The organism is Desulfuromonas sp. AOP6 (genome assembly GCF_009731355.2).
Classification (GTDB): domain Bacteria; phylum Desulfobacterota; class Desulfuromonadia; order Desulfuromonadales; family SZUA-540; genus SZUA-540.
In genome coordinates this window covers 386,407-406,297 of record NZ_AP022810.1, presented here as the reverse complement: position 1 = coordinate 406,297, position 19,891 = coordinate 386,407, and the positions used below count along the sequence as shown (strand labels likewise).

The following is a 19,891-nucleotide window of genomic DNA, read 5'->3' as shown; positions in this document are numbered from 1 at the left end:
TGGATTTATTTCTATTATCGAAACGGTTTTTATTTCAGTTGACGGTTGACCTGCATAAGCTCCGCCTGCAATCTGGCCATCTCCGGCTGGTCGCCGCAGCTTTCGGCTCTCTGGACGAGCTGATTTAATTCCTGCCGGCGGCGTCGGAGTTTTTCCTTGGCCACCGCCTGGCGGCAATCGACAAAAATGGCTTCCTCCTCTTCGGCGAATGCGGCCGCATCTTCGCGCAGAACCCCCCGCACAATATCCTTCTGGGCTTCATCGACAGCCAGGGACAATAGGCTTTCGGCCGATGGCGTTTCCTGTGCGGGCAGATTCAGAATTTTTTCTGCGAGTTCCTTTATATTGGCATCTAAAAACAGATTTTCAACTCCCTCCTCCTTCACCCGGACCTGCGCCTGCGGTTCACGCAGCAGCAGATAGAGGAGCATCATCTGGGCCCGCAAACCCGAGGCTGGGGCCGATGGTGTCGCCGAAGATGGTCGTTTGGCTCGTACTTCCTGCCGCTGGGCCGGCGGCGAAGGGCGGCGTCCCGAGACCTTGGCCTGCAGCAGACTCTCGTCGAACCCCACCTTTTGCGCCACTGCGCGTACGTAAAGGCTGCGCTCGATTGCATCCGTCAGGCCGCGCAGCTTGGCGGCAATCTCCTCCACCGCCTTCGCCTTGCCTTCCACGCTGGCTCCATGCCGGGCCAGAGCGTCATCGATGAACACCTCCATGACCGGCCGGGCCGCCTGCAAACGGTGGCGGAAAGCTTCCGCCCCCTTGCCGGCCAGAAAGGAATCGGGGTCGTCCCCCTCATCCAGGGTAATGACGGCAGCGGGGAGTCCGGCGGCCTGCAGCACATCCATCGCCTTGAAGGTGGCCCGTCGGCCCGCCTCGTCCTGATCAAAAAGGAGGAGGGCCTTTTTGGCGTAGCGTTTGAGCAGCTGAGCATGCTCTTCGGTCAGAGCGGTGCCGCAGGTGGCCACGGCCTGCGGAAAACCGGCGCGATGCAGGGCGAGCTGATCGAAATAACCCTCGACCACGATCGCCTCGCCGGTGCGTCGCATCTCTTCTCGCCCCTGGTAGAGGCCGTAGAGAATGCGCGCCTTGTGGTAGATCGGCGATTCGGGCGAATTCAGATACTTGGGGAGTTCATCGCCGAGCACCCTCCCCCCGAAGGCCTGCACCTGACCGTGCAGATCGAGAATGGGAAAAATGAGCCGCCCCCGGAAGAGGTCGTAGTCCCCCCGCCCCTGCTGACCGGGCCGGGTCAGGCCGAGGGTCTGGATATCCTTGCCTTCAAAACCCTTCTCCGCCAGATTGCGTGTCAGCCCGTCCCAACGATCGAGGGCGTAACCAAGACGGAATTCCCGCGCTATTTCGTGCCCGTATCCTCTCTTCTTGAGATAATCCCGCGCCGCCTTTCCCTCCTCCGACCGCATGAGGTTGGCGTGAAAGAAGTCGCAGGCGGCTTCATTGATCCGGTAGTAGAGCACCTGCTGGTGCCGCCGCCGCTGTTCTTCCGGCGACAGAGTCTCCCGTTCGATCTGAACCCCCACCCTGTCGCCCAGTCGTCGCACAGCCTCGACAAAGGAGAGACCCTCCATGCGCATAAGGAAAGAGAAGACATTGCCGGAGACGCCGCAGCCAAAGCAGTGGAAAATCTGCCGCGCCGCATTGACGTTGAAAGACGGCGACTTCTCGTGGTGAAAAGGGCAGAGGCCGAAGTTGTTGGGCCCCGTCGCTTTCAGCGGCAGATAGGAGGAAACGACCTCGACGATGTCATTGCGGTCGCGGATCTCCTGAATCTTTTCTTCCGGTATGCGACCATGCATCAGCGTCTCAATTCGACAAGGGTCACATTATCCCCGCCCTGGGCCAGGTCGGCGCCGCGAAAGGCTTGCACGCCTCGATGCCCGGCGAGGAAATCCCGCACCACGCGGCGCAGAATACCCGTTCCACTGCCATGGACGACCTCTACCTCGCGCACGCCCTGCAGCAGCGCATCATCAATAAAGCGATCCAAGGCAATCAGAGCCTCTTCCGCCCTTTGTCCCACCAGCAGAAGCCGGGGAGAAAAGCGATCGCGCTCCACCCGGCTTTGGATCTTGCTCTTTTTGGCCTGTTTTTCCTCGAATCGGCGTGGGCTGAACGCCTCCAGCTGGACCAGGGGCAGGCGGATCTTCTTCCCCTGCACGTTCAGCTCCGCCTCGTCGTCCATGGCCCTGACCACCACACCCTCGGCACCGAGAGCGGGTACGCGTAAAATTTCGCCGACCGCCACCTGCTTTGGCGCAGCGCCGACAGCAGGTGTTGGAGCCGCCCGCCCCAGAGCCTCTTTCACCTCACGCAGCTGACGGTTCAACTCGGCCTGCTCGCGAGCGTCGACCCCGGCGCCACGGGCTTCTTTCAGGATGACCCTGAGTTGGCGCTCGGCCTCTTTGGCCTTCTGCTCCGCCCGTCGCGTGGTCTTTTCGATTATACTCCGCTTTTGCGTTTCCAGTTCGGCCAGCAGCCGGCGGCGTTTCTCCCGGTCCTGTTCGGCGGCCACCCGCAGGGACCTGAGCTCGTCCTGCTCCTGCTCCAGGCTGTGACTCAGTCGATTGAGGGCTTCAAGCTGTTGCTCCCCTTCCCGCTCTTTGACACCGAGATAGGATTCGGCACGCTGCAGGACCTCCTCGGGCAGGCCGAGACAGCGAGCGATGGTAAAAGCGCTGCTGGCGCCCGGCATGCCGTAGTGCAGCCGGTAGGTCGGGCGCAGGGTCTGTCGGTCGAACTCCACCGCGGCGTTTTCCACATCGGGCCGCTGCCAGGCATAGTGCTTGACAACATTGAGGTGCGTGGTCACCAGGACCCGTGTTCCTCGCTCGCGCAGCGTATCCAGCACGGCCAGCGCCAGAGCGCCCCCTTCTGCGGGGTCCGTGCCCGTGCCGGCCTCGTCAAGAAGCACCAGCGAATCGTCATCGGCCTGTTCCAGCAGCCGCCGGACCCGCTGCAAATGCCCGGAGAAGGTGGAAAGATCCGCTTCGATGCTCTGTTCGTCGCCAATATCGGCAAAGACATGGCGGAACAGGTAGACCCGGCTGTCGGCATGACAGGGGATGTGCAATCCCGACTTGGCCATCAACAGCAGCAGCCCGGCGGTTTTGAGGGCCACCGTCTTGCCGCCGGTATTGGGTCCGCTGATAATCAGGGCGCCGCGCTGCTCGCCCAGGCGGATATCCACGGGGACAGCCCCCTTGTCCCGCCGGCTTCCATCCGCATGAAAGAGCAGGAGAGGATGCCGGGCCGCCCGCAGCTCCAGCACAGGCGTCTCCACTAATTCGGGAGCGACGCCGTCCATGAGCAGCGATAAGCGGGCCGCCGCCGTCCTGCCGTCGAGATGGGCAAGAATCCGCTGGTTTTCCCTCAGAACCTCGGCCTGTCGCCGCACGGAATCGGCCAGACGACGCAGAATCCGCTCTTCTTCGCGTTTTTCTTCCCGCTGCAGGGTCTGCAGTTCGTTGTTCGCGTCCAGCACCGAGGTCGGTTCGACGAACAGGGTCTGCCCGCTGGCCGATTCGTCATGAACAAAGCCCTTGACCCTTCCCCGATGGTCCGCCTTGACCGGCAGCACATAACGCCCATGACGCTCGGTGATAATCTGGTCCTGAAAAACGCCTGCCAACCGATCGGAGCCGAGCAGGGACTCCAACGCCCGCTTGATGCGCGTGCGCACCTGCAGCATGTCCTGGCGCAGGGTGCCCAGCTCAAAGGAGGCGCTGTCGAGGATCTCACCGCGCAGACCGATGCTGCGGCGCAGCTCTTCATAGAGATCGCGGCAGCTCTGCAGGCCTGCGGCCAGAAGCGAAAGCCGCTGGGCCTTCTCCCCTTCGGCAAAATATCCCCGGCAGGCGACCGTGGCTTCGAGGGTAGAGCGAATATCAAGCAGAACTTCCGGCTGCAGCCAGGTCCCTTCGGTTCGCAGCTGGGTCAGACAGGGCTGCAGGTCACGGCAACCGCCCAGGGGGGGGCGACCGCGTTCGTCGAGCAGCCAGACCATCTCACTGACTTCCTCCAGCGCCGCACGAACCGCATCGGCCTCATCGAGAGGATGCAGCGCCTCGACAAGTCTCCGGCCCGCTACGGTCAGGGCCTGCGCTGCCAGCAGTTGCCTGACCTTGTCATATTCCAGCACCCGCAGGGTTTCTTCAGTCATTAACAATCTTCGTTCATCGCTCCGTGTTGCCTCCACGTCAAGGGGAAGACCCTCAGGTGCGGGACGAATAGAAATCCCGGCTCTCCTCAAAAACGACCTGTCCCAGTCGGACAAAAGGAGGAGCCAGGTGGGAATCCTTGATCATGGGACCGAGAGTGGCGGGCAACGGGCCTAGACTCAAGGCGAAAAGACCGATAGCCAGCAGCACACCCCCTTGGGCCAGACCGAAAAATCCGCCGGCGACCCGGTTTACCCCCCCCAAAAAAACGAGCTTGACGAAGCGGGAGAGCAGGTAGCCCAGCAGCGAGAAAAAGAGCAGACAGACCACAAACAGGACGACGTAAGCGATGCCGACGGCGAGCTTGAGCGGAAACCGGAAGGATTCCACCAGCAACTCGGCCAGGGGCGCATGAAAATAGAGCGCGAACAGGGCACCGGCGACCAGACCAACAAGGGAGCACAGCTCCTTCAACAGCCCGCGCAGTAATCCCTTGAGGGTAAACCCCGCCAGGATAACCAGAATGGCGATGTCAATAATGTTCATTCCATGACTCCGCCGGCCCTGCAGGCTCGCGCTCAGGCCGAGAGGCGCGCCTTGACCAGCTCGCTGACGACCTTGCCGTCGGCACGTCCCGTTGTTTTAGCCGCTACCACCTTCATGACCTTGCCCATATCCTTCATGGAGGAGGCCCCCACCTCGGCCACCGCCTCTTCGATCAGCGTCTTCAGTTCATCATCGCTGAGCTGGGAGGGGAGGAACTCCATGACTACGGCAAGTTCCTGCTCTTCCTTCTCGGCCAGTTCGGGGCGATCGTTCTCCCGGAAGACCTGGGCCGACTCCCGCCGTTGCTTCACCACCGTCGACAGCACGGCGATCACTCCCTGGTCGTCGAGTTCCTTGCGCTCGTCGATCTCGCGGTTCTTGATGGCGGTGCGGATCATGCGGATCGTATTGAGGCGCAGACTGTCCTTGGCCCTCATGGCGTCCTTCATGGCGGTGTTCAATTGTTCCTGCAGACTCATGGCATCGGTTCCTTTTTAAGTTCGAATCGGCCTCGCGCCCGCTCCTTTCCGTCGCTAGAGAGCGCAGAGGGCACGAAAGAAAGACCATCGAAAAGAATTGGTATTAATATCGGATTAAACTCTGCGTTCTCCGCGATTTCAAGTGAGCAAAGCGAACAGGCGCGGGATGCTTTTCAGCTTATTTGTCCCGGCTTTCCTTCTCTTCGATGCCGCTCAGACCGAAGCGACGCCGCAGTTCCTGGTAGATCCTCTCCGGTGGCAGGTCGTAGTAACCGAGCAGAATCAGGGTGTGAAAAAAGAGATCCGCCACCTCGTAGACGACCTCATCCCGATCACCGCCCTTGCCGGCCACGGCGGTCTCGGTGGCTTCTTCGCCGATCTTGCCGAGAATCTTGTCGAGCCCCTTGGCAAAGAGAGAGGCGACGTAGGACTTCTCCGACGCATTCTGGCGCCGCTCCTGGATCACGTGATAAACCGCATCGAGGATGTCCTGCCTGGCGTAGAGGGCCGTGGCGTCCACCTCTTTCTCCCCGTCGGTGCGGACCTCGCCCGCCTCGAAGATACGGTGGAAGCAGGAGTGATGGCCGGTATGGCAGGCCGCCCCTTCCTGCTCGACGGTGATCAGCAGGCAGTCGGCATCACAGTCGAAGCGGATCTCCCGCACCGTCTGCACATGCCCCGAGCTCTCACCTTTCATCCACAACGCCCGCCGCGAACGGGAATAGTAGTGAACCTTGCCGGACTTGACGGTGAGGTCGACCGCTTCGGCATTCATATAAGCCAGCATGAGCACCTCGCCGGTCGCCGCGTCGCGGGTGATGGCCGGCAACAGGCCGTGGGCATCGAATTTCAGTTGCGCGGAAAGAGACATGTTTCCAATCCTTAAAATCGGCCTCGCGCCCGTTCGCTGCGCTCCCTTGAGCACGCAGAGGACACGGGGAAAAGCATTCCCGCTCTGTGTGCCCTGCGAGCTCTAGCGACGGCAAGGAGCGGGCGAGAGATGATTTAGGTTACAAACGCACGGGCACCCCGTGTTCGCGCAGATATTCCTTGCATTCGGCGATGGTGTATTCGCGAAAGTGGAAGATGCTCGCCGCCAAAGCCGCGCTGGCGCCCCCTTCGACGAGCCCCTGGCGAATATGTTCGAGATTGCCGACACCGCCGGAGGCGATAACCGGAATGCTCACGCGGTCGCTGATGGTCCGGGTCAGGGGGATATCATAGCCGTCCTTGGTGCCATCCTTGTCCATGGAGGTCAGCAGAATTTCCCCAGCCCCGTAGGCTTGCATGCGCCCCGCCCATTCGACGGCATCGATGCCTGTGCCGTTGCGGCCGCCGTGGGTAAAGACTTCCCATTTCATGCCTTCGGCGCTGTCGACACGACGGGCATCAATGGCCACCACGATGCACTGGGAGCCGAACCGCTCGGCGGCTTCCCGTACAAATTCAGGCCGGTGCACCGCCGCCGTGTTGATGGAAACTTTGTCGGCGCCGGCGTTGAGCAGGTTGCGTATGTCGGCGATCTCGCGCACGCCGCCGCCCACGGTCAGGGGCATGAAAACCCGCTCGGCCGTGCGGGCCACCACGTCGAGAATGATATTGCGCTTGTCACTGGAGGCGGTGATATCGAGAAAGGTCAGCTCGTCGGCCCCTTGCGCATCGTAGGCTTCGGCCGCCTCCACCGGGTCCCCGGCATCGCGCAGTTCCAGAAATTGCACCCCTTTGACGACGCGGCCGTCCTTGACGTCCAGGCAGGGAATGATGCGTTTGCTCAGCATAACGGATCCATTTCGTCCAAGATAAGTACGCTCCATGCCCTTTACAAGGGCATCGGTTCTCTTTTTAAGTACGGCTGCGGGTCAGCGCTACGGCCTGACGCAGGTCGAGAGCACCGGTGTAGATGGCCTTGCCGGTGATCACCCCCGTCACCCCCGAGGATTCAATCGCCATAAGGTTCTCGATGTCCTTCAGGCTGGACACACCGCCGGAGGCGATAACCGGGATGGAGATCGATTCGGCCAACTGGCGGGTGGCCTCGATGTTGGGCCCCTGCATCATGCCGTCGCGGGCAATGTCGGTGTAGATGATGGCTGCCACCCCGAAATCCTCCATCTCCCTGGCGAGGTCGCTGGCCCTCTTTTCGGTGACATCGGCCCAGCCCCGCACAGCCACCAGGCCATCCTTGGCATCGATTCCCACCACGATTTTGCCCGGGAAATGGCGGCAGGCTTCACCAACCAGGGCTGGATTTTCCTTGGCCACCGTCCCCAGAATCACGCGGTCGATACCGAGATCGATATAGGCTTCTACCGTAGCCATATCGCGTATGCCACCACCAAGCTCGGTGGGAATGCTCACCGCCTCCACAATGGCGCGAATGGCGTCGCGGTTGCGAGGCACGCCGGCAAAGGCACCGTCGAGATCAACGAGATGCAGCAGTTCGCCTCCCTGCTCCTGCCAGATGAGAGCCTGAGCGGCAGGATCGTCGCTGTAGACAGTATCTTTGTCCATGAGGCCCTGTTCGAGACGGACACAGCGGCCTTCCTTCAAATCGATAGCGGGTATGACGATCATGAAATATCCTTTTACAATCTGTTAAAAGCGCCAGAGGAATGAAAAAAGAAAAGCCCTGGTCTTTCTCTGTGTCCTCCGCGAGCTCAAGCGACTGATAAGAAGCGGGCGCGAGGCTGCTCTTACATTTCCCCGAAATTCTGCAGAATCCGCAGACCCACCTGCTGGCTCTTCTCCGGATGGAACTGGGTGGCCATGACGTTGTCCTTCCAGAGGGCGGCACAGAAGGTCACGTCGCCGTAAGTCGACTCTGCCGTCACCACGGCGGCATCTTCGGGGACGCCATAGTAGGAGTGGACGAAGTAGACATAACTTCCCGCTTCGATCCCCTTGAACAGCGGCGCTTCCCGGGTAAAGGACAGGCTGTTCCAGCCCATGTGGGGCACTTTGAGTTCTTCGCCGCCTTCCCGCATGCCGGCGGGAAAGCGCACCACCTTGCCGGGGATAATGCCGAGACCCTGATGACGGCCGAACTCCTCGCTTTCGCTGAAGAGGAGCTGCAAACCGACGCAGATGCCGAGCATCGGCTTGCCGGCGGCGACATGCGCCAGCAGCGGCTCGACAAAGCCCCCCTCCCGCAGGTTGGCCATGCAATCGCGAAAAGCGCCCACTCCCGGCAGCACCACTTTGTCGGCGCGCGCGATGTCGGCGGGGTCGGCGCTCACCTTGGCGGCAAAACCGACCTTTTCGAACCCCTTCTGGGCCGAACGCAGATTGCCCATGCCGTAATCGATAATAACGAGCTGGCTCATGTTACTCGAGCTTCCCTTTGGTGGAGAGGACCCCTTCGATTCGGGGGTCCCGTTGGGTGGCCTCATCGACAGCGCGGCCGAAGGCCTTGTAGATCGCCTCGATGATGTGATGGAGATTGTCGCCGTAGGCCAGGTTGACGTGGATGTTGGCGCCAGCGTGATTGCAGAAGGCGACGAAAAACTCCTCCACCAGTTCGGTCTCGAAGTTGCCGACCTGGGCCTTGGGCATATCCACATTGAACACGAGGAAAGGCCGCCCGGAGAAGTCGATAATGACCGAAGCGAGGGCCTCGTGCATGGGCATGGTGCCACGCCCGAAGCGGCGGATGCCCGCCTTGTCACCGAGGGCTTTCTTGAAGGCCTCGCCCAGGCAAATGCCGAGATCCTCCACCGTGTGGTGGGCGTCGATCTCGATATCCCCCTTGGCGGCGACGCTCAGATCGAAAAAGCCATGGCGGGCGAACAGAGTCAGCATGTGGTCGAGAAAGGGGACGGGGGTGGCGATCTGGCTCTGCCCCTTCCCGTCGATCTCCAGGCTCAGCTGAATCTGGGTTTCCTTGGTCTGGCGGTCAATACTGGCTTGTCGAGACATGGGCAACTCCCTATGACTTCAGACGGATGGATACCGAACGGGCGTGGGCCTGCAGCCCTTCCAGTTCGGCGATATGAATGATTTCATCTCCCAGGCGCTGCAATCCCTGCCGGGAAAAGGCCACCAGGCTCGACTTCTTGACGAAATCGTCCACGCCCAGGGGAGAAAAGAAACGGGCGGTCCCGCCAGTGGGCAAGGTGTGGTTGGGGCCGGCCAGGTAGTCGCCGGCGGCCTCGGGGGTATGGTGCCCGAGAAAGATCGCCCCGGCATGACGGATGCGGGGGAGAATCTCAAAAGGATTGTCGACGGCCAGCTCCAGATGCTCCGGAGCGATGCGGTTGCTGAAATCAATGGCTTCCTGCAGCGTCTCCGCCAGGATGATGGCACCGAAATCGTCGATGGACTGGCGCGCGATGGACTGGCGGGAGAGCTGGCGCAGCTGCGCTTCCACCTCGTCGCGCACGCGTCCGGCAAAGCTTTCATCCGTGGTGATGAGGATGGAGGAGGCCAGTTCGTCGTGTTCGGCCTGGGAGAGGAGATCGGCCGCGATATGGGCGGGATCGCCCGAACCGTCGTTGATGACCAGAATTTCGCTGGGCCCGGCGATCATGTCGATATCGACCCGCCCGAAGACCTGGCGCTTGGCCGTGGCCACGTAGATGTTGCCTGGTCCGGTGATCTTGTCGACGCGGGGAACCGTTTCAGTGCCGTAAGCCAGCGCAGCCACAGCCTGGGCGCCACCGACCTTGAAGATGCGATCGACGCCGGCCAGCTTCGCCGCCGCCAGCACATGGGGGTTCACCTCGCCACCGGGCATGGGCACGACCATGATGACCTCGGCCACGCCGGCCACCTTGGCGGGCACGGCATTCATCAGCACCGAAGAGGGATAAGCGGCCTTGCCGCCCGGGACGTAAATGCCCACCCGGTCCAGCGGCCGCACCATCTGCCCGAGGAGCACATCCTCCTCATCGGTGGAGAGCCAGGTCTCCGTCTTCTGCTTGCGGTGGAAAGCGGCGATGCGCTCCGTCGCCAGCTGCAGAGCCTGCAAGGACTCGGCGCTGACAGCCGCCATTGCCTTGTCGATCTCTTCGGCGCTGACCTCCAGGGTGTCGGCGCTCAAGGTAAGACGGTCGAAGCGGGACGTGTAGTCGAACAGAGCCTTATCGCCGCGCTGACGGACGTCGGCAATGATGTCGGCCACGACCTTTTCGACATCCGCCTGGGTCGACTCGCCCCGATCGAGAATGGCTTGAAAGGATGCCTTGAAATCGGCATCGCTGAATCGCAACATCTGCATGCTTAACTCTCCTGCCCGGCCGTCGAACTTTTACAACGAAATGCGGGCTTCGTCGCCGATGATTTTCTCCAGGCCTTCGATAATCTGCGTGATGCGCTGGTGCTTGGTCTTGAGACTGGCGCGGTTGACGATGAGGCGGGTGGTGACCTCTGTGATGGTCTCCACCTCGACCATGCCGTTCTCGCGCAGGGTCGCGCCGGTAGAGACCAGATCGACGATGCGTTCGGACAATCCCACCAGCGGTGCCAGCTCGATGGAGCCGTAGAGCTTGATCAGTTCGACCTGCACCCCCTTGGAGGCGAAGTAGCGTTCGGTGATATTGGGGTACTTGGTAGCCACCCGGATGTTGGACCAGTTGGCCGGATCGTCCTCCCGCTGCAGCTCCTTCGGTTCCGCCACCACCATGCGGCAGTAGCCGAATTTGAGATCGAGGGGCTCGTAAAGATCTTTGCCCTGCTCAAGCAGCGTATCCTTGCCGACCACGCCGACATCGGCGCAGCCATACTCGACGTAGGTGGGTACGTCCGTGGCCCGCACCGCCATAAAGCGAAAACGACTCTCCCTGTTCTCGAAAATCAGCTTGCGGCTCCCCTCCTCCATCTCCGGGCAGGTAATGCCAATCTGGGAGAAAAGGGCCATGGAGTCTTTCATGATGCGCCCTTTGGGCAGGGCAAAGGTGATGGTATCGCTCATAATCAACCCTATTCTGAAAAAAGAAACGGCAAAGAAGACCGTCCGCTAGGCCGGCACGCGGTCGATGCGGGCGCCCAGCAGCCGAAGCTTGGCTTCGATCCCCTCGTAGCCGCGATCCAGATGATAGATGCGGGAGACTTCCGTGGTATTTTCCGCTGCCAGGCCGGCCAGAACAAGGGAAGCGCTGGCCCGCAGATCCGTCGCCATGACTGGCGCGCCCATGAGAGTCTTGCAGCCGCGGATCGTGGCGGTGTGCCCCTCGATGGAAATATCCGCGCCCATGCGTTGCAGTTCGCAGACATGCATGAAGCGGTTCTCAAAGACATTCTCCACCACGACGCTGGTGCCCTCGGCAATGGCCATCATCGCCATGAACTGGGCCTGCATGTCCGTGGGGAAGCCGGGATGGGGCCGCGTCTTGATCTGGATGGGCTGCAACCGGCGCGGCCCCCGTGCCCGCAAGGCGCCATCCTCTTCGGTAATTTCGACCCCTGCCTCGCGCAGCTTGCTGAGCACCCCTTCGAGATGCGCGGCCTGCGCCCCGACCACGCGGACGTCGCCCCGGGTCATCGCGGCGGCCACCAGAAAGGTGCCTGCCTCAATGCGGTCGGGCATGACCTGGTAATCCATGGGCCGCAGCTCATCGACCCCTTCGATGGTCACCGTATCGCTGCCGGCGCCGTCGATACGGGCACCCATGGCGATGAGCGCCTCGGCCAGATCGACGATCTCCGGCTCACGGGCGGCATTTTCAATAACGGTGGTTCCCTTGGCCAGCGAGGCCGCCATGATCAGATTCTCGGTGCCGCCGACGGTGGGGCTGTCGAGATAGATGCGCGCGCCCTTGAGTTTTTTCGCCCGCGCCTCGACATAGCCGTGATCGAGCGTGATCTGGGCGCCCATGGCTTCAAATCCCTTGAGATGCAGATTGATGGGCCGGGCACCGATGGCGCAGCCGCCGGGAAGACTGACCCGGGCATGGCCAAAGCGAGCCAGCAGAGGTCCCAGCACCAGGACCGAGGCACGCATGGTGCGCACCAGGTCGTAGGGAGCCTCCTCGCTCTGGATTGACGAAGAGTCGACGACGAAAGTACCGTTCTGTCGACGGACCTCGGCGCCGAGGATCGTCAGCAGTTTTTCCACCGTGTCGATATCCCGCAGATCGGGCACATTGCCGATCCGGTGCCTTCCACCCGTCAACAGGGTAGCAAAGAGCAGGGGGAGCGCCGCATTTTTAGCACCGCTGACCCGAACTTCTCCTTTGAGGCGCTGGCCTCCTTCTATGATAATTTTCTGCAACGTCCGTTTCCGTTTCCGTTGATTTCCCGCCACCCGCCCTGTGGTGACAGGATGTTAATCCTCAAGGTTTCTGGCCGCCCACCACACGGGGAATGCCGGCATAGTCGGCGCGCACCGAAATATCGGTCAATGCGGCAGCCTTCAGCAAGGCGGCCACCTCCTCGGCCTGACCGATACCGACCTCCACCAGCAGCCAGCCCCGCGCCTTGAGCAGAGCCGGCGCTTGCCGGGCCAGAGCCCGATAGGCCTCGAGGCCATCATCCCCGCCGACAAGAGCGCTCCGGGGTTCGTGATCCCGCACTTCCGGCATCAGCGCTGGAATATCCGCCGCCGGAATATAGGGCGGATTGGAAAGAATCAGATCGTACTCAGCGGATTTCAGGTCAAAAAGGTCGCCCTCCTGGAAGGATATGCGACCGTCCACTCCGTTCAAAACGGCATTGTCCCGGGCGACGGCCAGCGCCTGCGGGCTGCAGTCCACCGCCACCACCTGGGATTCCGGCAGTTCATGGGCCATGGCCACGGCAATGGCGCCGCTGCCAGTGCCCACATCGAGAATCGTGCTGGTCCCACCCGCTCTTTTCAGAGCCTCCTCCACCAGGATCTCGGTATCGGCCCGGGGAATAAGCACGTCCGGACTTACCCTGAAAGGCAGCGACCAGAACTCCGTCGTGCCCAGAATGTATTGCAGAGGCTCGCGCCGCGCCCGTCGCTTGACGAACTCACGAAAGCCCTCCAGCTCCGCCGGCGCCATGGGTCGGTCGTAGTTGAGATAGAGACCGACCCGATCCAGCCCCAGCGCGGCGGCCAGGAGCAGCTCCCCATCGAGACGACCATTTTCCACGCCCGCCTGCTGCAGATATCCCGTCGTCCACTGCAGCACCTTGAGCACCGTCCAGGTTTCGGACAAGATCAGCCCTCCTGGTTGGCCATGCCCGCCGCCTGATAGTGGGTGCTGAGGGCATCGACAATTTCGTCGATATCGCCCTGCATGATGGCGTCCAGGCGATAGAGGGTGAGACCGATGCGGTGATCGGTACAGCGCCCTTGGGGAAAATTGTAGGTGCGGATGCGCTCACTGCGGTCGCCGCTGCCAACCTGGCTTTTACGGTCCGCCGCCATCTTGGCATCCTGCGCCGCCTGCATGGCGTCGAGAATCCGCGACTTGAGCACCTTCATGGCCTTGGCCTTGTTCTTGTGCTGGGACTTCTCGTCCTGGCAGGCCACCACCACACCGGTGGGAATATGGGTGATGCGCACAGCCGACTCCGTCTTGTTGACATGCTGTCCGCCCGCGCCGGAGGCACGGTAGACGTCGATGCGCAGATCACCGGGATCGATATCGAGATCGACGTCTTCGGCTTCGGGCAGCACGGCGACGGTGCAGGCCGAGGTATGAATGCGCCCCTGGGCCTCCGTTTCGGGAACCCGCTGGACGCGATGGGTACCGCTCTCATACTTGAGACGCGAATAGACACGCTGGCCGCTGATCATGGCGATGACTTCTTTGAAGCCGCCGGCTTCCGACTCGCTCTCACTCATGATTTCCACCCGCCAGCCTTTTTGATCGGCGTAGCGGCAGTACATGCGAAAGAGGTCGCCGGCAAAGAGGGCGGCCTCGTCTCCGCCGGTACCGGCACGGATTTCCAGGATGACGTTCTTGTCGTCCCGAGGGTCCTTGGGCAGCAGTAGAACCATCAACTGCTGGTCCAGGGCCTCGCGCCGCTCTTCCAGTTCGGGCAGTTCGGCCTGGGCCATCTCCCGCAGGTCGGTGTCGGCATCCCGCAACAGCTCGCGGTTCCCCTCGATCTCCTCGGTCACCTTCTTGTATTCACGATAGACTTCGACCACTTCGGAAAGGTCGGCATGCTCCTTGGTGAGCTGCCGGAACTTCTCCTGATTGGCCATGATGGAAGGATCGGAGAGCAGACCCTCCACTTCCTGAAATCGATCGACCACTTCTTCGAGTTTGGTAAACATTGTTTCCTGACAGCCCTTGCGCGTCGAGACATGCCCCGGGCCGCGGGGGTTACAGGGCTTCGAATTCCCGCCGGACTTCCGTGATCTGGCCGCAGGTCATGCTCCCTTCGGGGCAAACCCCCTGCAGGCAGCCCGGACCGGCCTTGGCAAAGAGCAAAGGGGCGGCCTGACGCGCGAGCCGCAGCATGTCAATGGCCATAAGGCGGATCTCCCATTGGGCCCGACGGCAGCAGCGCAGCTCAAAAAAATGCAGCAATTCACGGGCATTCATGGTGAGCACGATCTTGGTTTCGGCCGCGTTGGGCAACACGAAGCGGGCATCCTCTGCCGGGATGCCGGCCGCCAGCAGTTCGCAGTAGACCCGATGGGTCTCTTCCAACAGGGCATCGTAACGCTGGTGCAATTCAGGTTGCGCGGCAATGGTGTCGGGAGTGACGGCGGCGAAACGCTTTTCGTGAGACACGTAACGCTGACTCTGCTGAGAGTAGGAAGCCAGGCGATGGCGGACGAGCTGGTGGGAACAGGCACGGCTGATGCCCTCCACCCCGAAAGTGAAGGAAACGTGTTCAAGGACCGAGAAGTGACCGAGGGAGAGGATTTTACGCAGCAGGTCGTCGCGGTCGTGGCGGCTCTTCTCCATGAGATCAGCCACCGAAGAGGCCGAATAGCACAGTCGGGCCGCCGCGGCGACCACCTGTTCCGGTTCAGGCGTGTGGGTTAACAGCTGGACGAGCATAATCCCTCAACATCCCCGCCGCGCCCGATGCCAGTGACAGCCAGGGACGGGGAGTTCCAAGCGCACAGAATGGTGGCGAAAAAACGACAACAGACCGGGTGGATTTCCACCCGGTCCGAGAAAAAAGAAACGGCCCTCCAGGGCCGCCTCCTGCAGACTACTTGGTGCCGTACTTCTTGCGGAAACGATCGATACGGCCAGCGGTGTCGATCAGCTTCTGCTTACCGGTGTAGAAGGGATGGCAGGCCGAACAGATCTCAGTGGTGATCTCGTCCTTGCGGGTGGAGCGGGTTTCGAAGGTATTGCCGCAGTGGCACTTGACCGTCACGGCTTCGTACTTGGGGTGAATTCCGTCTTTCATGTCTTTTCTCCTTGGAGCCTGGCTTAGTACAGGCTGGTATTATTCACGCACTTCAGGCAAAAGGAGTTCATACCATTTTTACCCCCTGCCCTGCAAGCGATTTCTTGCCGAACCCGGCTAACGGTTCATGGAATCGAGAAATTCCTGGTTGCTTTTGGTCTCGGCCAGCTTTTCCAGCAGAAAGTCCATGCTGTCGACCACGTTCATACTGGAAAGCACCTTGCGCAACAGCCAGATACGTTGTAGCGAAGTCGGATCGAGCAGGAGCTCTTCGCGGCGCGTGCCCGACTTGTTGATGTCGATGGCCGGGAAGGTGCGCTTGTCCACCAGGCGACGATCGAGCTGCAGCTCCATGTTGCCCGTCCCCTTGAACTCCTCGAAAATGACCTCGTCCATCTTGCTGCCGGTGTCGATAAGGGCGGTGGCGATAATGGTCAGACTCCCCCCCTCTTCAATGTTGCGGGCCGCCCCGAAAAAGCGCTTCGGCTTGTGCAGGGCGTTGGAATCAACCCCGCCGGAAAGGATCTTGCCGGAAGGCGGTACCACCGTATTATAGGCGCGGGCCAGACGGGTAATGGAATCGAGCAGAATGACCACGTCCCGCTTGTGTTCCACCAGGCGGCGGGCTTTCTCGATGACCATCTCGGCGACCTGGACGTGGCGGGTGGCCGGCTCGTCGAAGGTCGAGGAAATAACCTCGCCATTGACCGAGCGCTGCATATCGGTAACCTCCTCCGGACGCTCATCGATAAGCAGCACGATCAGGTAGACTTCGGGATGGTTGGTGGTGATGGAGTTGGCGATATTCTGCAGCAACATGGTCTTGCCCGTGCGTGGCGGGGCGACGATGAGGCCGCGCTGCCCCTTGCCAATAGGGGCCGCCAGGTCCATGACCCGCATCGGCAGGTTGTCACTGGTGGTCTCCAGGAGAATGCGCTCCTCCGGGTAGAGTGGCGTCAGGTTATCGAAAAGAGTCTTGTCGCGGGCCACAGCGGGGTTTTCAAAGTTGACCTCGGAGACCTTCAGCAGGGCGAAATAGCGCTCCCCTTCTTTGGGAGGCCGAATCTGGCCGGAAACCGTGTCGCCGGTGCGCAGGTTGAAGCGACGGATCTGCGAAGGAGAAACGTAGATATCGTCAGGACCGGGCAGATAGTTGGCGTCCGGCGCCCGCAGGAACCCGAACCCGTCGGGCAGAATCTCCAGAACCCCTTCGCCGAAGATGGCGCCGTTTTTCTCTGCCGTGGAGTTGAGGATGGCAAAGATCAGGTCCTGCTTGCGCATCCCCGCCGCCCCTTCGATTTTCAGTTCCTTACCGATCGCCGCCAGATCGGCAATCTTCTTGTCCTTGAGTTCCTTGAGATTCATTTTTTCTCCTTGACACTACCGCGCACGGCAGAAAGCAGCCCCTTCACAAGGAAAGGTCCCGCAACGCACCACTGGCATAAGCATGTTTTAAATATGTGATTTTCAATCTATGGATTAGCTTTTTAATAAAGGAATGGTATGGGAAAAAGGATGGAACGACAGGGCCTCCCGTCAACGTTTCCATAAAGCTGGATGTCCACACTCAAAATTTGGACGAAGCAGACCTCTTTTTATATGAAAATGACGCTAACCGGGCTGTCCCGACGGAGTGAAAATCGAAGTATAGGCGAACCTGGGGAGACTAGATGGATAAACTTGCTCAAACTATCTACTATCTTTGTCCGGTGATGTCAATACACAATCGTCATACGCTATCGTCATTTTTCCACGTCTTTCCCGGGAGCCCGACGGGCTCCCGGGGGTTTTTACCTAGGGACGTGCCTGGCTCCCCGTCGGAGGTGCAGGCTCAGCCGCAGTTTTGCCGGGAAGTTGGAAGGTGGCGGGCTGCAACTGACCGGCGAGATCACTGAAAAGCTTCCGGTAGAGCAGAGGGTCCTTCCCCTTGCCCAGCAATCCTCCTGTCCGCTCCTGCAAAGCCCGTCGCAGCCCCTTGACGGAAATGTCCTTGATGGCCACGGCCTCGGCCATGTTGTAATGGGCCTCATCAAAGTCGGGATACTGCAGGGGCAGAAACTCGCTGCCCGGCGGGCTGGGATATTCCCAGATCACCTCACCCGTCGGGGTCACGACAGCGGCCGAGACCTGAATGGCGCTGTAGTCGGCCTCCAGATATTTCAGACGGGTCCGGTCCCAGCGCTTTTCCGGCCTTTGCAACCCATTGAGAACAACCACCAGCAGGCCATCCACCACATGTCCGTCCGTGAGATTTCGGACGGCCTCGGCATCGAAAGCATAGCGCCGATAACTCGTTTTGCCCTGGCCACCCAGGGAGCTGCCCCTTACCAGGCCATAGAAAAGGTCCTGCGGATGCCCGTCGATGCGACGCACATCGAAATAAGCTTTTTGGGCGCGCAGTTCCTCGACGAGCAGCTCTTCCTTACCGGCATTCTCCCGCTGAAGGAGCTCGAAGATAAGGCCCTCGTCAGGGTGACGCAGCGAAGCCCTCTCGTCCACCAGGAGCGGCAGGACGCCAAGGGTACGGACGCGTGCCTGGTATTCCTCCTTGGGCACCTTGAAATAACCGCCACCACAGCCAGCCAGCAGCACAAAGATCAACAACAGAGACATCCTGCGCATAGCCTTACTCCCTTTCTTTTACGTTCAGTCCTTCAAACCACGTCTTAAAAAGCACCTCTTAGATACAGACAGCTGCCGCCTCATCAATGCAGGCGATACGGTTCTCACGGGGGACAGCTTCCAGGCAGAAATGCTCCACGCCCCAGCGCAGAATTTCCCCGGGTGGTGCCTGCGTCAGCTCGGCCGGAACCTCCTGCCCCAAAAAGCGCAGGGCCTGGGCGAGCACCCTGCCGTCGCCTCCGACATGATGGGTGGCAGCCTCGCCCTGACGCTTGCTGATCTTGTCGCCGCCCGCATTCAATGCCAGCGGCAGATGAACATATCGCGGTACCGGCCAGCCCAGACAGGCATAGAGATAAATCTGCCGGGGGGTGGAATGGAGCAGGTCCGCCCCGCGCACCACCTGGTTCACGCCGCTGTCGGCATCGTCGACCACCACCGCCAGCTGATAGGCGAAAAGACCGTCGGCCCGGCGCAGGACAAAATCGCCGACAGCACTGGCCAGGCATTGCTCCACCTCACCGAAGACGCCATCGACAAAGAGCAGGGAATCCCCCGGAACCCGCAACCGTAGAGAACGGGGCGAACGCCCGGGAGGCAAACCCTGGCGACAGGTACCCGCGTACACCGGCCCTTCTTCGCCCGGATGGGGAGCGCTGGCCAGGATTTCTCGTCGCGAGCAGGCACAGGGGAAGACATGGCCACCCGCCTGGAGCCGCTTCAGCACCTCTTTGTAGCGGGCAATACGCCGGCTCTGGTAAACGGGAGGTTCGTCCCACTCGAAACCGAGCCTTTCCAGCGTCGACAGGATGAGATCCGCCGCGCCCGCCACCTCTCGGGGCCTGTCCAGATCCTCGATCCGCACCAGCCATTTACCCCCGTCACGCCGGGCCAGGCAGTAACTGCCCACAGCCGCTACCAGGGAACCGAAATGCAGAGGACCCGTGGGACTGGGGGCAAAGCGTCCGACTGTCTGCAAGAGTTTGTCAGGCTTCATGAATATATTATCGCGCATCAGGGAAGATCATGCCCGGGTGCCGAGGCCCTGTCAAGAGATTGCCCTTTGCGGCATGGCAAGCCTTTGCCATTGACAAAACGCCATCCGGCAGGTATCCATAACCCATACGGTTATCAATAGGAGGTCAATTTGGTTATCACCCGCGCCACAGAGTACGCTATCAGGGCCCTGCTTTTTCTGGCCAAGCAGCCCGAAGGAGAGATTGTCTACAAGAAGGATATCTGCCAAACGCAGGATATCACGCCAGCCTTTCTCACCAAAGTACTCCAACCCCTCATCAAGGCGGGCATCGTCGGCTCGCAGCGGGGAGTCGGCGGCGGCTTCTACCTGGCTAAGGATCCTACCCAGGTGACCCTGCTGGACATTGTCGAAGCCGAAGAAGGGCCGCTGCATCTGAACCTCTGCCTGGAAAAGAACGGCGCTTGTTCCCGTGACGTCTTCTGTCCCGTTCATGGCGCCTGGCAGGAAGTCCAGGATAAGATGATCGCCGTACTCAAGAGCTACACCTTTGCCGACCTTGCCCTTCAGGAGAAGAACAATCTCCAGGAACTCACCAGCCCTCCCCGCTGAATCTGAACAAAAAACACCCTGGAGACCAGGAGGGCGAGTCGTCCAGGGCAAACAGGGAAACCTTCCCAGGTCTCCCAAATCTTGTATCTGTTTTTATTATACGCCCCAGATGGCCCCGACGCAAACGGACCGGCCTTACGCTCTTTTTCCCCGCGACGAATGCATTTGACAAACTATCCATGATTCGTTAG

General features: G+C 60.8%; 20 protein-coding genes. 1 reads left to right on the top strand and 19 read right to left on the bottom strand.

The genetic code is table 11. The features are described from left to right. Window positions 1–29 precede the first annotated feature (29 nt). The 19 genes from dnaG to gluQRS form a co-directional block, all read right to left on the bottom strand. Complete coding sequence (dnaG, locus tag AOP6_RS01980) at window positions 30–1,820, bottom strand: DNA primase (RefSeq protein ID WP_155874969.1); 1,791 nt, start codon at window positions 1,818–1,820, stop codon at window positions 30–32. Further along, window positions 1,820–4,183: an endonuclease MutS2 gene (locus AOP6_RS01975; protein WP_155874968.1), complete on the bottom strand. Its 2,364-nt coding sequence runs from the start codon at window positions 4,181–4,183 to the stop codon at window positions 1,820–1,822. The genes dnaG and AOP6_RS01975 overlap by 1 nt, the downstream gene beginning before the upstream one ends. Before the next feature lie 52 nt (window positions 4,184–4,235). After that, window positions 4,236–4,727: a CvpA family protein gene (locus tag AOP6_RS01970; protein WP_155874967.1), complete on the bottom strand. Its 492-nt coding sequence runs from the start codon at window positions 4,725–4,727 to the stop codon at window positions 4,236–4,238. Between the two features lie 32 nt (window positions 4,728–4,759). After that, window positions 4,760–5,206, bottom strand: coding sequence for a GatB/YqeY domain-containing protein (locus AOP6_RS01965; protein ID WP_155874966.1), 447 nt, complete (start codon window positions 5,204–5,206; stop codon window positions 4,760–4,762). 178 nt (window positions 5,207–5,384) lie between these two features. Then, the gene (gene hisIE / locus AOP6_RS01960; RefSeq protein ID WP_155874965.1) at window positions 5,385–6,077 is read right to left on the bottom strand and encodes a bifunctional phosphoribosyl-AMP cyclohydrolase/phosphoribosyl-ATP diphosphatase HisIE; all 693 of its coding nucleotides are present in this window, start codon (window positions 6,075–6,077) and stop codon (window positions 5,385–5,387) included. Between the two features lie 139 nt (window positions 6,078–6,216). Next, entirely contained in the window at window positions 6,217–6,984 is a 768-nt protein-coding gene (gene hisF / locus AOP6_RS01955; protein WP_155874964.1) for an imidazole glycerol phosphate synthase subunit HisF, read from the bottom strand. Window positions 6,985–7,048: 64 nt separating this feature from the next. Next, a complete protein-coding gene (gene hisA / locus AOP6_RS01950) occupies window positions 7,049–7,780 on the bottom strand; it encodes a 1-(5-phosphoribosyl)-5-[(5-phosphoribosylamino)methylideneamino]imidazole-4-carboxamide isomerase (protein WP_155874963.1) in 732 nt (243 codons plus the stop codon). 119 nt (window positions 7,781–7,899) lie between these two features. Continuing rightward, window positions 7,900–8,529, bottom strand: coding sequence for an imidazole glycerol phosphate synthase subunit HisH (gene hisH, locus AOP6_RS01945; RefSeq protein ID WP_155874962.1), 630 nt, complete (start codon window positions 8,527–8,529; stop codon window positions 7,900–7,902). 1 nt (window position 8,530) lies between these two features. After that, window positions 8,531–9,121: an imidazoleglycerol-phosphate dehydratase HisB gene (gene hisB / locus AOP6_RS01940; RefSeq protein WP_155874961.1), complete on the bottom strand. Its 591-nt coding sequence runs from the start codon at window positions 9,119–9,121 to the stop codon at window positions 8,531–8,533. A gap of 10 nt (window positions 9,122–9,131) precedes the next feature. Next, window positions 9,132–10,421, bottom strand: coding sequence for a histidinol dehydrogenase (hisD, locus tag AOP6_RS01935; protein WP_155874960.1), 1,290 nt, complete (start codon window positions 10,419–10,421; stop codon window positions 9,132–9,134). A 30-nt stretch (window positions 10,422–10,451) separates the two neighbouring features. Continuing rightward, window positions 10,452–11,114 carry an ATP phosphoribosyltransferase gene (gene hisG / locus AOP6_RS01930; RefSeq protein ID WP_155874959.1) on the bottom strand — a complete coding sequence of 221 codons (663 nt, stop codon included), beginning with the start codon at window positions 11,112–11,114 and terminating at the stop codon, window positions 10,452–10,454. 45 nt (window positions 11,115–11,159) lie between these two features. Further along, window positions 11,160–12,413, bottom strand: coding sequence for a UDP-N-acetylglucosamine 1-carboxyvinyltransferase (gene murA / locus AOP6_RS01925; protein WP_155874958.1), 1,254 nt, complete (start codon window positions 12,411–12,413; stop codon window positions 11,160–11,162). Window positions 12,414–12,474: 61 nt separating this feature from the next. Next, window positions 12,475–13,323, bottom strand: a complete 849-nt coding sequence (gene prmC, locus AOP6_RS01920) for a peptide chain release factor N(5)-glutamine methyltransferase (protein WP_155874957.1) — start codon at window positions 13,321–13,323, stop codon at window positions 12,475–12,477. A gap of 2 nt (window positions 13,324–13,325) precedes the next feature. After that, on the bottom strand, window positions 13,326–14,393 hold the full coding sequence (gene prfA / locus AOP6_RS01915; protein WP_155874956.1) for a peptide chain release factor 1: 1,068 nt from the start codon (window positions 14,391–14,393) through the stop codon (window positions 13,326–13,328). Window positions 14,394–14,442: 49 nt separating this feature from the next. Beyond that, window positions 14,443–15,129 (bottom strand): FAD-dependent thymidylate synthase, encoded by a 687-nt coding sequence (gene thyX / locus AOP6_RS01910; protein ID WP_155874955.1) that lies wholly within the window; start codon window positions 15,127–15,129, stop codon window positions 14,443–14,445. Between the two features lie 157 nt (window positions 15,130–15,286). Beyond that, entirely contained in the window at window positions 15,287–15,490 is a 204-nt protein-coding gene (rpmE, locus tag AOP6_RS01905; RefSeq protein WP_155874954.1) for a 50S ribosomal protein L31, read from the bottom strand. Between the two features lie 117 nt (window positions 15,491–15,607). Then, on the bottom strand, window positions 15,608–16,855 hold the full coding sequence (rho, locus tag AOP6_RS01900; protein ID WP_155874953.1) for a transcription termination factor Rho: 1,248 nt from the start codon (window positions 16,853–16,855) through the stop codon (window positions 15,608–15,610). A gap of 429 nt (window positions 16,856–17,284) precedes the next feature. Continuing rightward, window positions 17,285–18,112: a hypothetical protein gene (locus AOP6_RS01895; RefSeq protein ID WP_155874952.1), complete on the bottom strand. Its 828-nt coding sequence runs from the start codon at window positions 18,110–18,112 to the stop codon at window positions 17,285–17,287. Between the two features lie 58 nt (window positions 18,113–18,170). Next, window positions 18,171–19,109 (bottom strand): tRNA glutamyl-Q(34) synthetase GluQRS, encoded by a 939-nt coding sequence (gluQRS, locus tag AOP6_RS01890; RefSeq protein ID WP_225897326.1) that lies wholly within the window; start codon window positions 19,107–19,109, stop codon window positions 18,171–18,173. 150 nt (window positions 19,110–19,259) lie between these two features. Between gluQRS and AOP6_RS01885 the strand changes: the two genes are divergently transcribed. Next, the gene (locus tag AOP6_RS01885) at window positions 19,260–19,700 is read left to right on the top strand and encodes an Rrf2 family transcriptional regulator (protein WP_155874950.1); all 441 of its coding nucleotides are present in this window, start codon (window positions 19,260–19,262) and stop codon (window positions 19,698–19,700) included. Window positions 19,701–19,891: the final 191 nt, after the last annotated feature.

Coding starts and splice junctions, on each gene's coding strand:
- hisB (WP_155874961.1), bottom strand. CDS start 9,121: ATGTCTCGACAAGCCAGTATTGACCGCCAGACCAAGGAAACCCAGATT.
- rho (WP_155874953.1), bottom strand. CDS start 16,855: ATGAATCTCAAGGAACTCAAGGACAAGAAGATTGCCGATCTGGCGGCG.
- hisD (WP_155874960.1), bottom strand. CDS start 10,421: ATGCAGATGTTGCGATTCAGCGATGCCGATTTCAAGGCATCCTTTCAA.
- hisA (WP_155874963.1), bottom strand. CDS start 7,780: ATGATCGTCATACCCGCTATCGATTTGAAGGAAGGCCGCTGTGTCCGT.
- gluQRS (WP_225897326.1), bottom strand. CDS start 19,109: ATGAAGCCTGACAAACTCTTGCAGACAGTCGGACGCTTTGCCCCCAGT.
- hisF (WP_155874964.1), bottom strand. CDS start 6,984: ATGCTGAGCAAACGCATCATTCCCTGCCTGGACGTCAAGGACGGCCGC.
- AOP6_RS01965 (WP_155874966.1), bottom strand. CDS start 5,206: ATGAGTCTGCAGGAACAATTGAACACCGCCATGAAGGACGCCATGAGG.
- dnaG (WP_155874969.1), bottom strand. CDS start 1,820: ATGCATGGTCGCATACCGGAAGAAAAGATTCAGGAGATCCGCGACCGC.
- AOP6_RS01970 (WP_155874967.1), bottom strand. CDS start 4,727: ATGAACATTATTGACATCGCCATTCTGGTTATCCTGGCGGGGTTTACC.
- hisH (WP_155874962.1), bottom strand. CDS start 8,529: ATGAGCCAGCTCGTTATTATCGATTACGGCATGGGCAATCTGCGTTCG.
- prfA (WP_155874956.1), bottom strand. CDS start 14,393: ATGTTTACCAAACTCGAAGAAGTGGTCGATCGATTTCAGGAAGTGGAG.
- rpmE (WP_155874954.1), bottom strand. CDS start 15,490: ATGAAAGACGGAATTCACCCCAAGTACGAAGCCGTGACGGTCAAGTGC.
- AOP6_RS01895 (WP_155874952.1), bottom strand. CDS start 18,112: ATGCGCAGGATGTCTCTGTTGTTGATCTTTGTGCTGCTGGCTGGCTGT.
- hisIE (WP_155874965.1), bottom strand. CDS start 6,077: ATGTCTCTTTCCGCGCAACTGAAATTCGATGCCCACGGCCTGTTGCCG.
- thyX (WP_155874955.1), bottom strand. CDS start 15,129: ATGCTCGTCCAGCTGTTAACCCACACGCCTGAACCGGAACAGGTGGTC.
- AOP6_RS01975 (WP_155874968.1), bottom strand. CDS start 4,183: ATGACTGAAGAAACCCTGCGGGTGCTGGAATATGACAAGGTCAGGCAA.
- hisG (WP_155874959.1), bottom strand. CDS start 11,114: ATGAGCGATACCATCACCTTTGCCCTGCCCAAAGGGCGCATCATGAAA.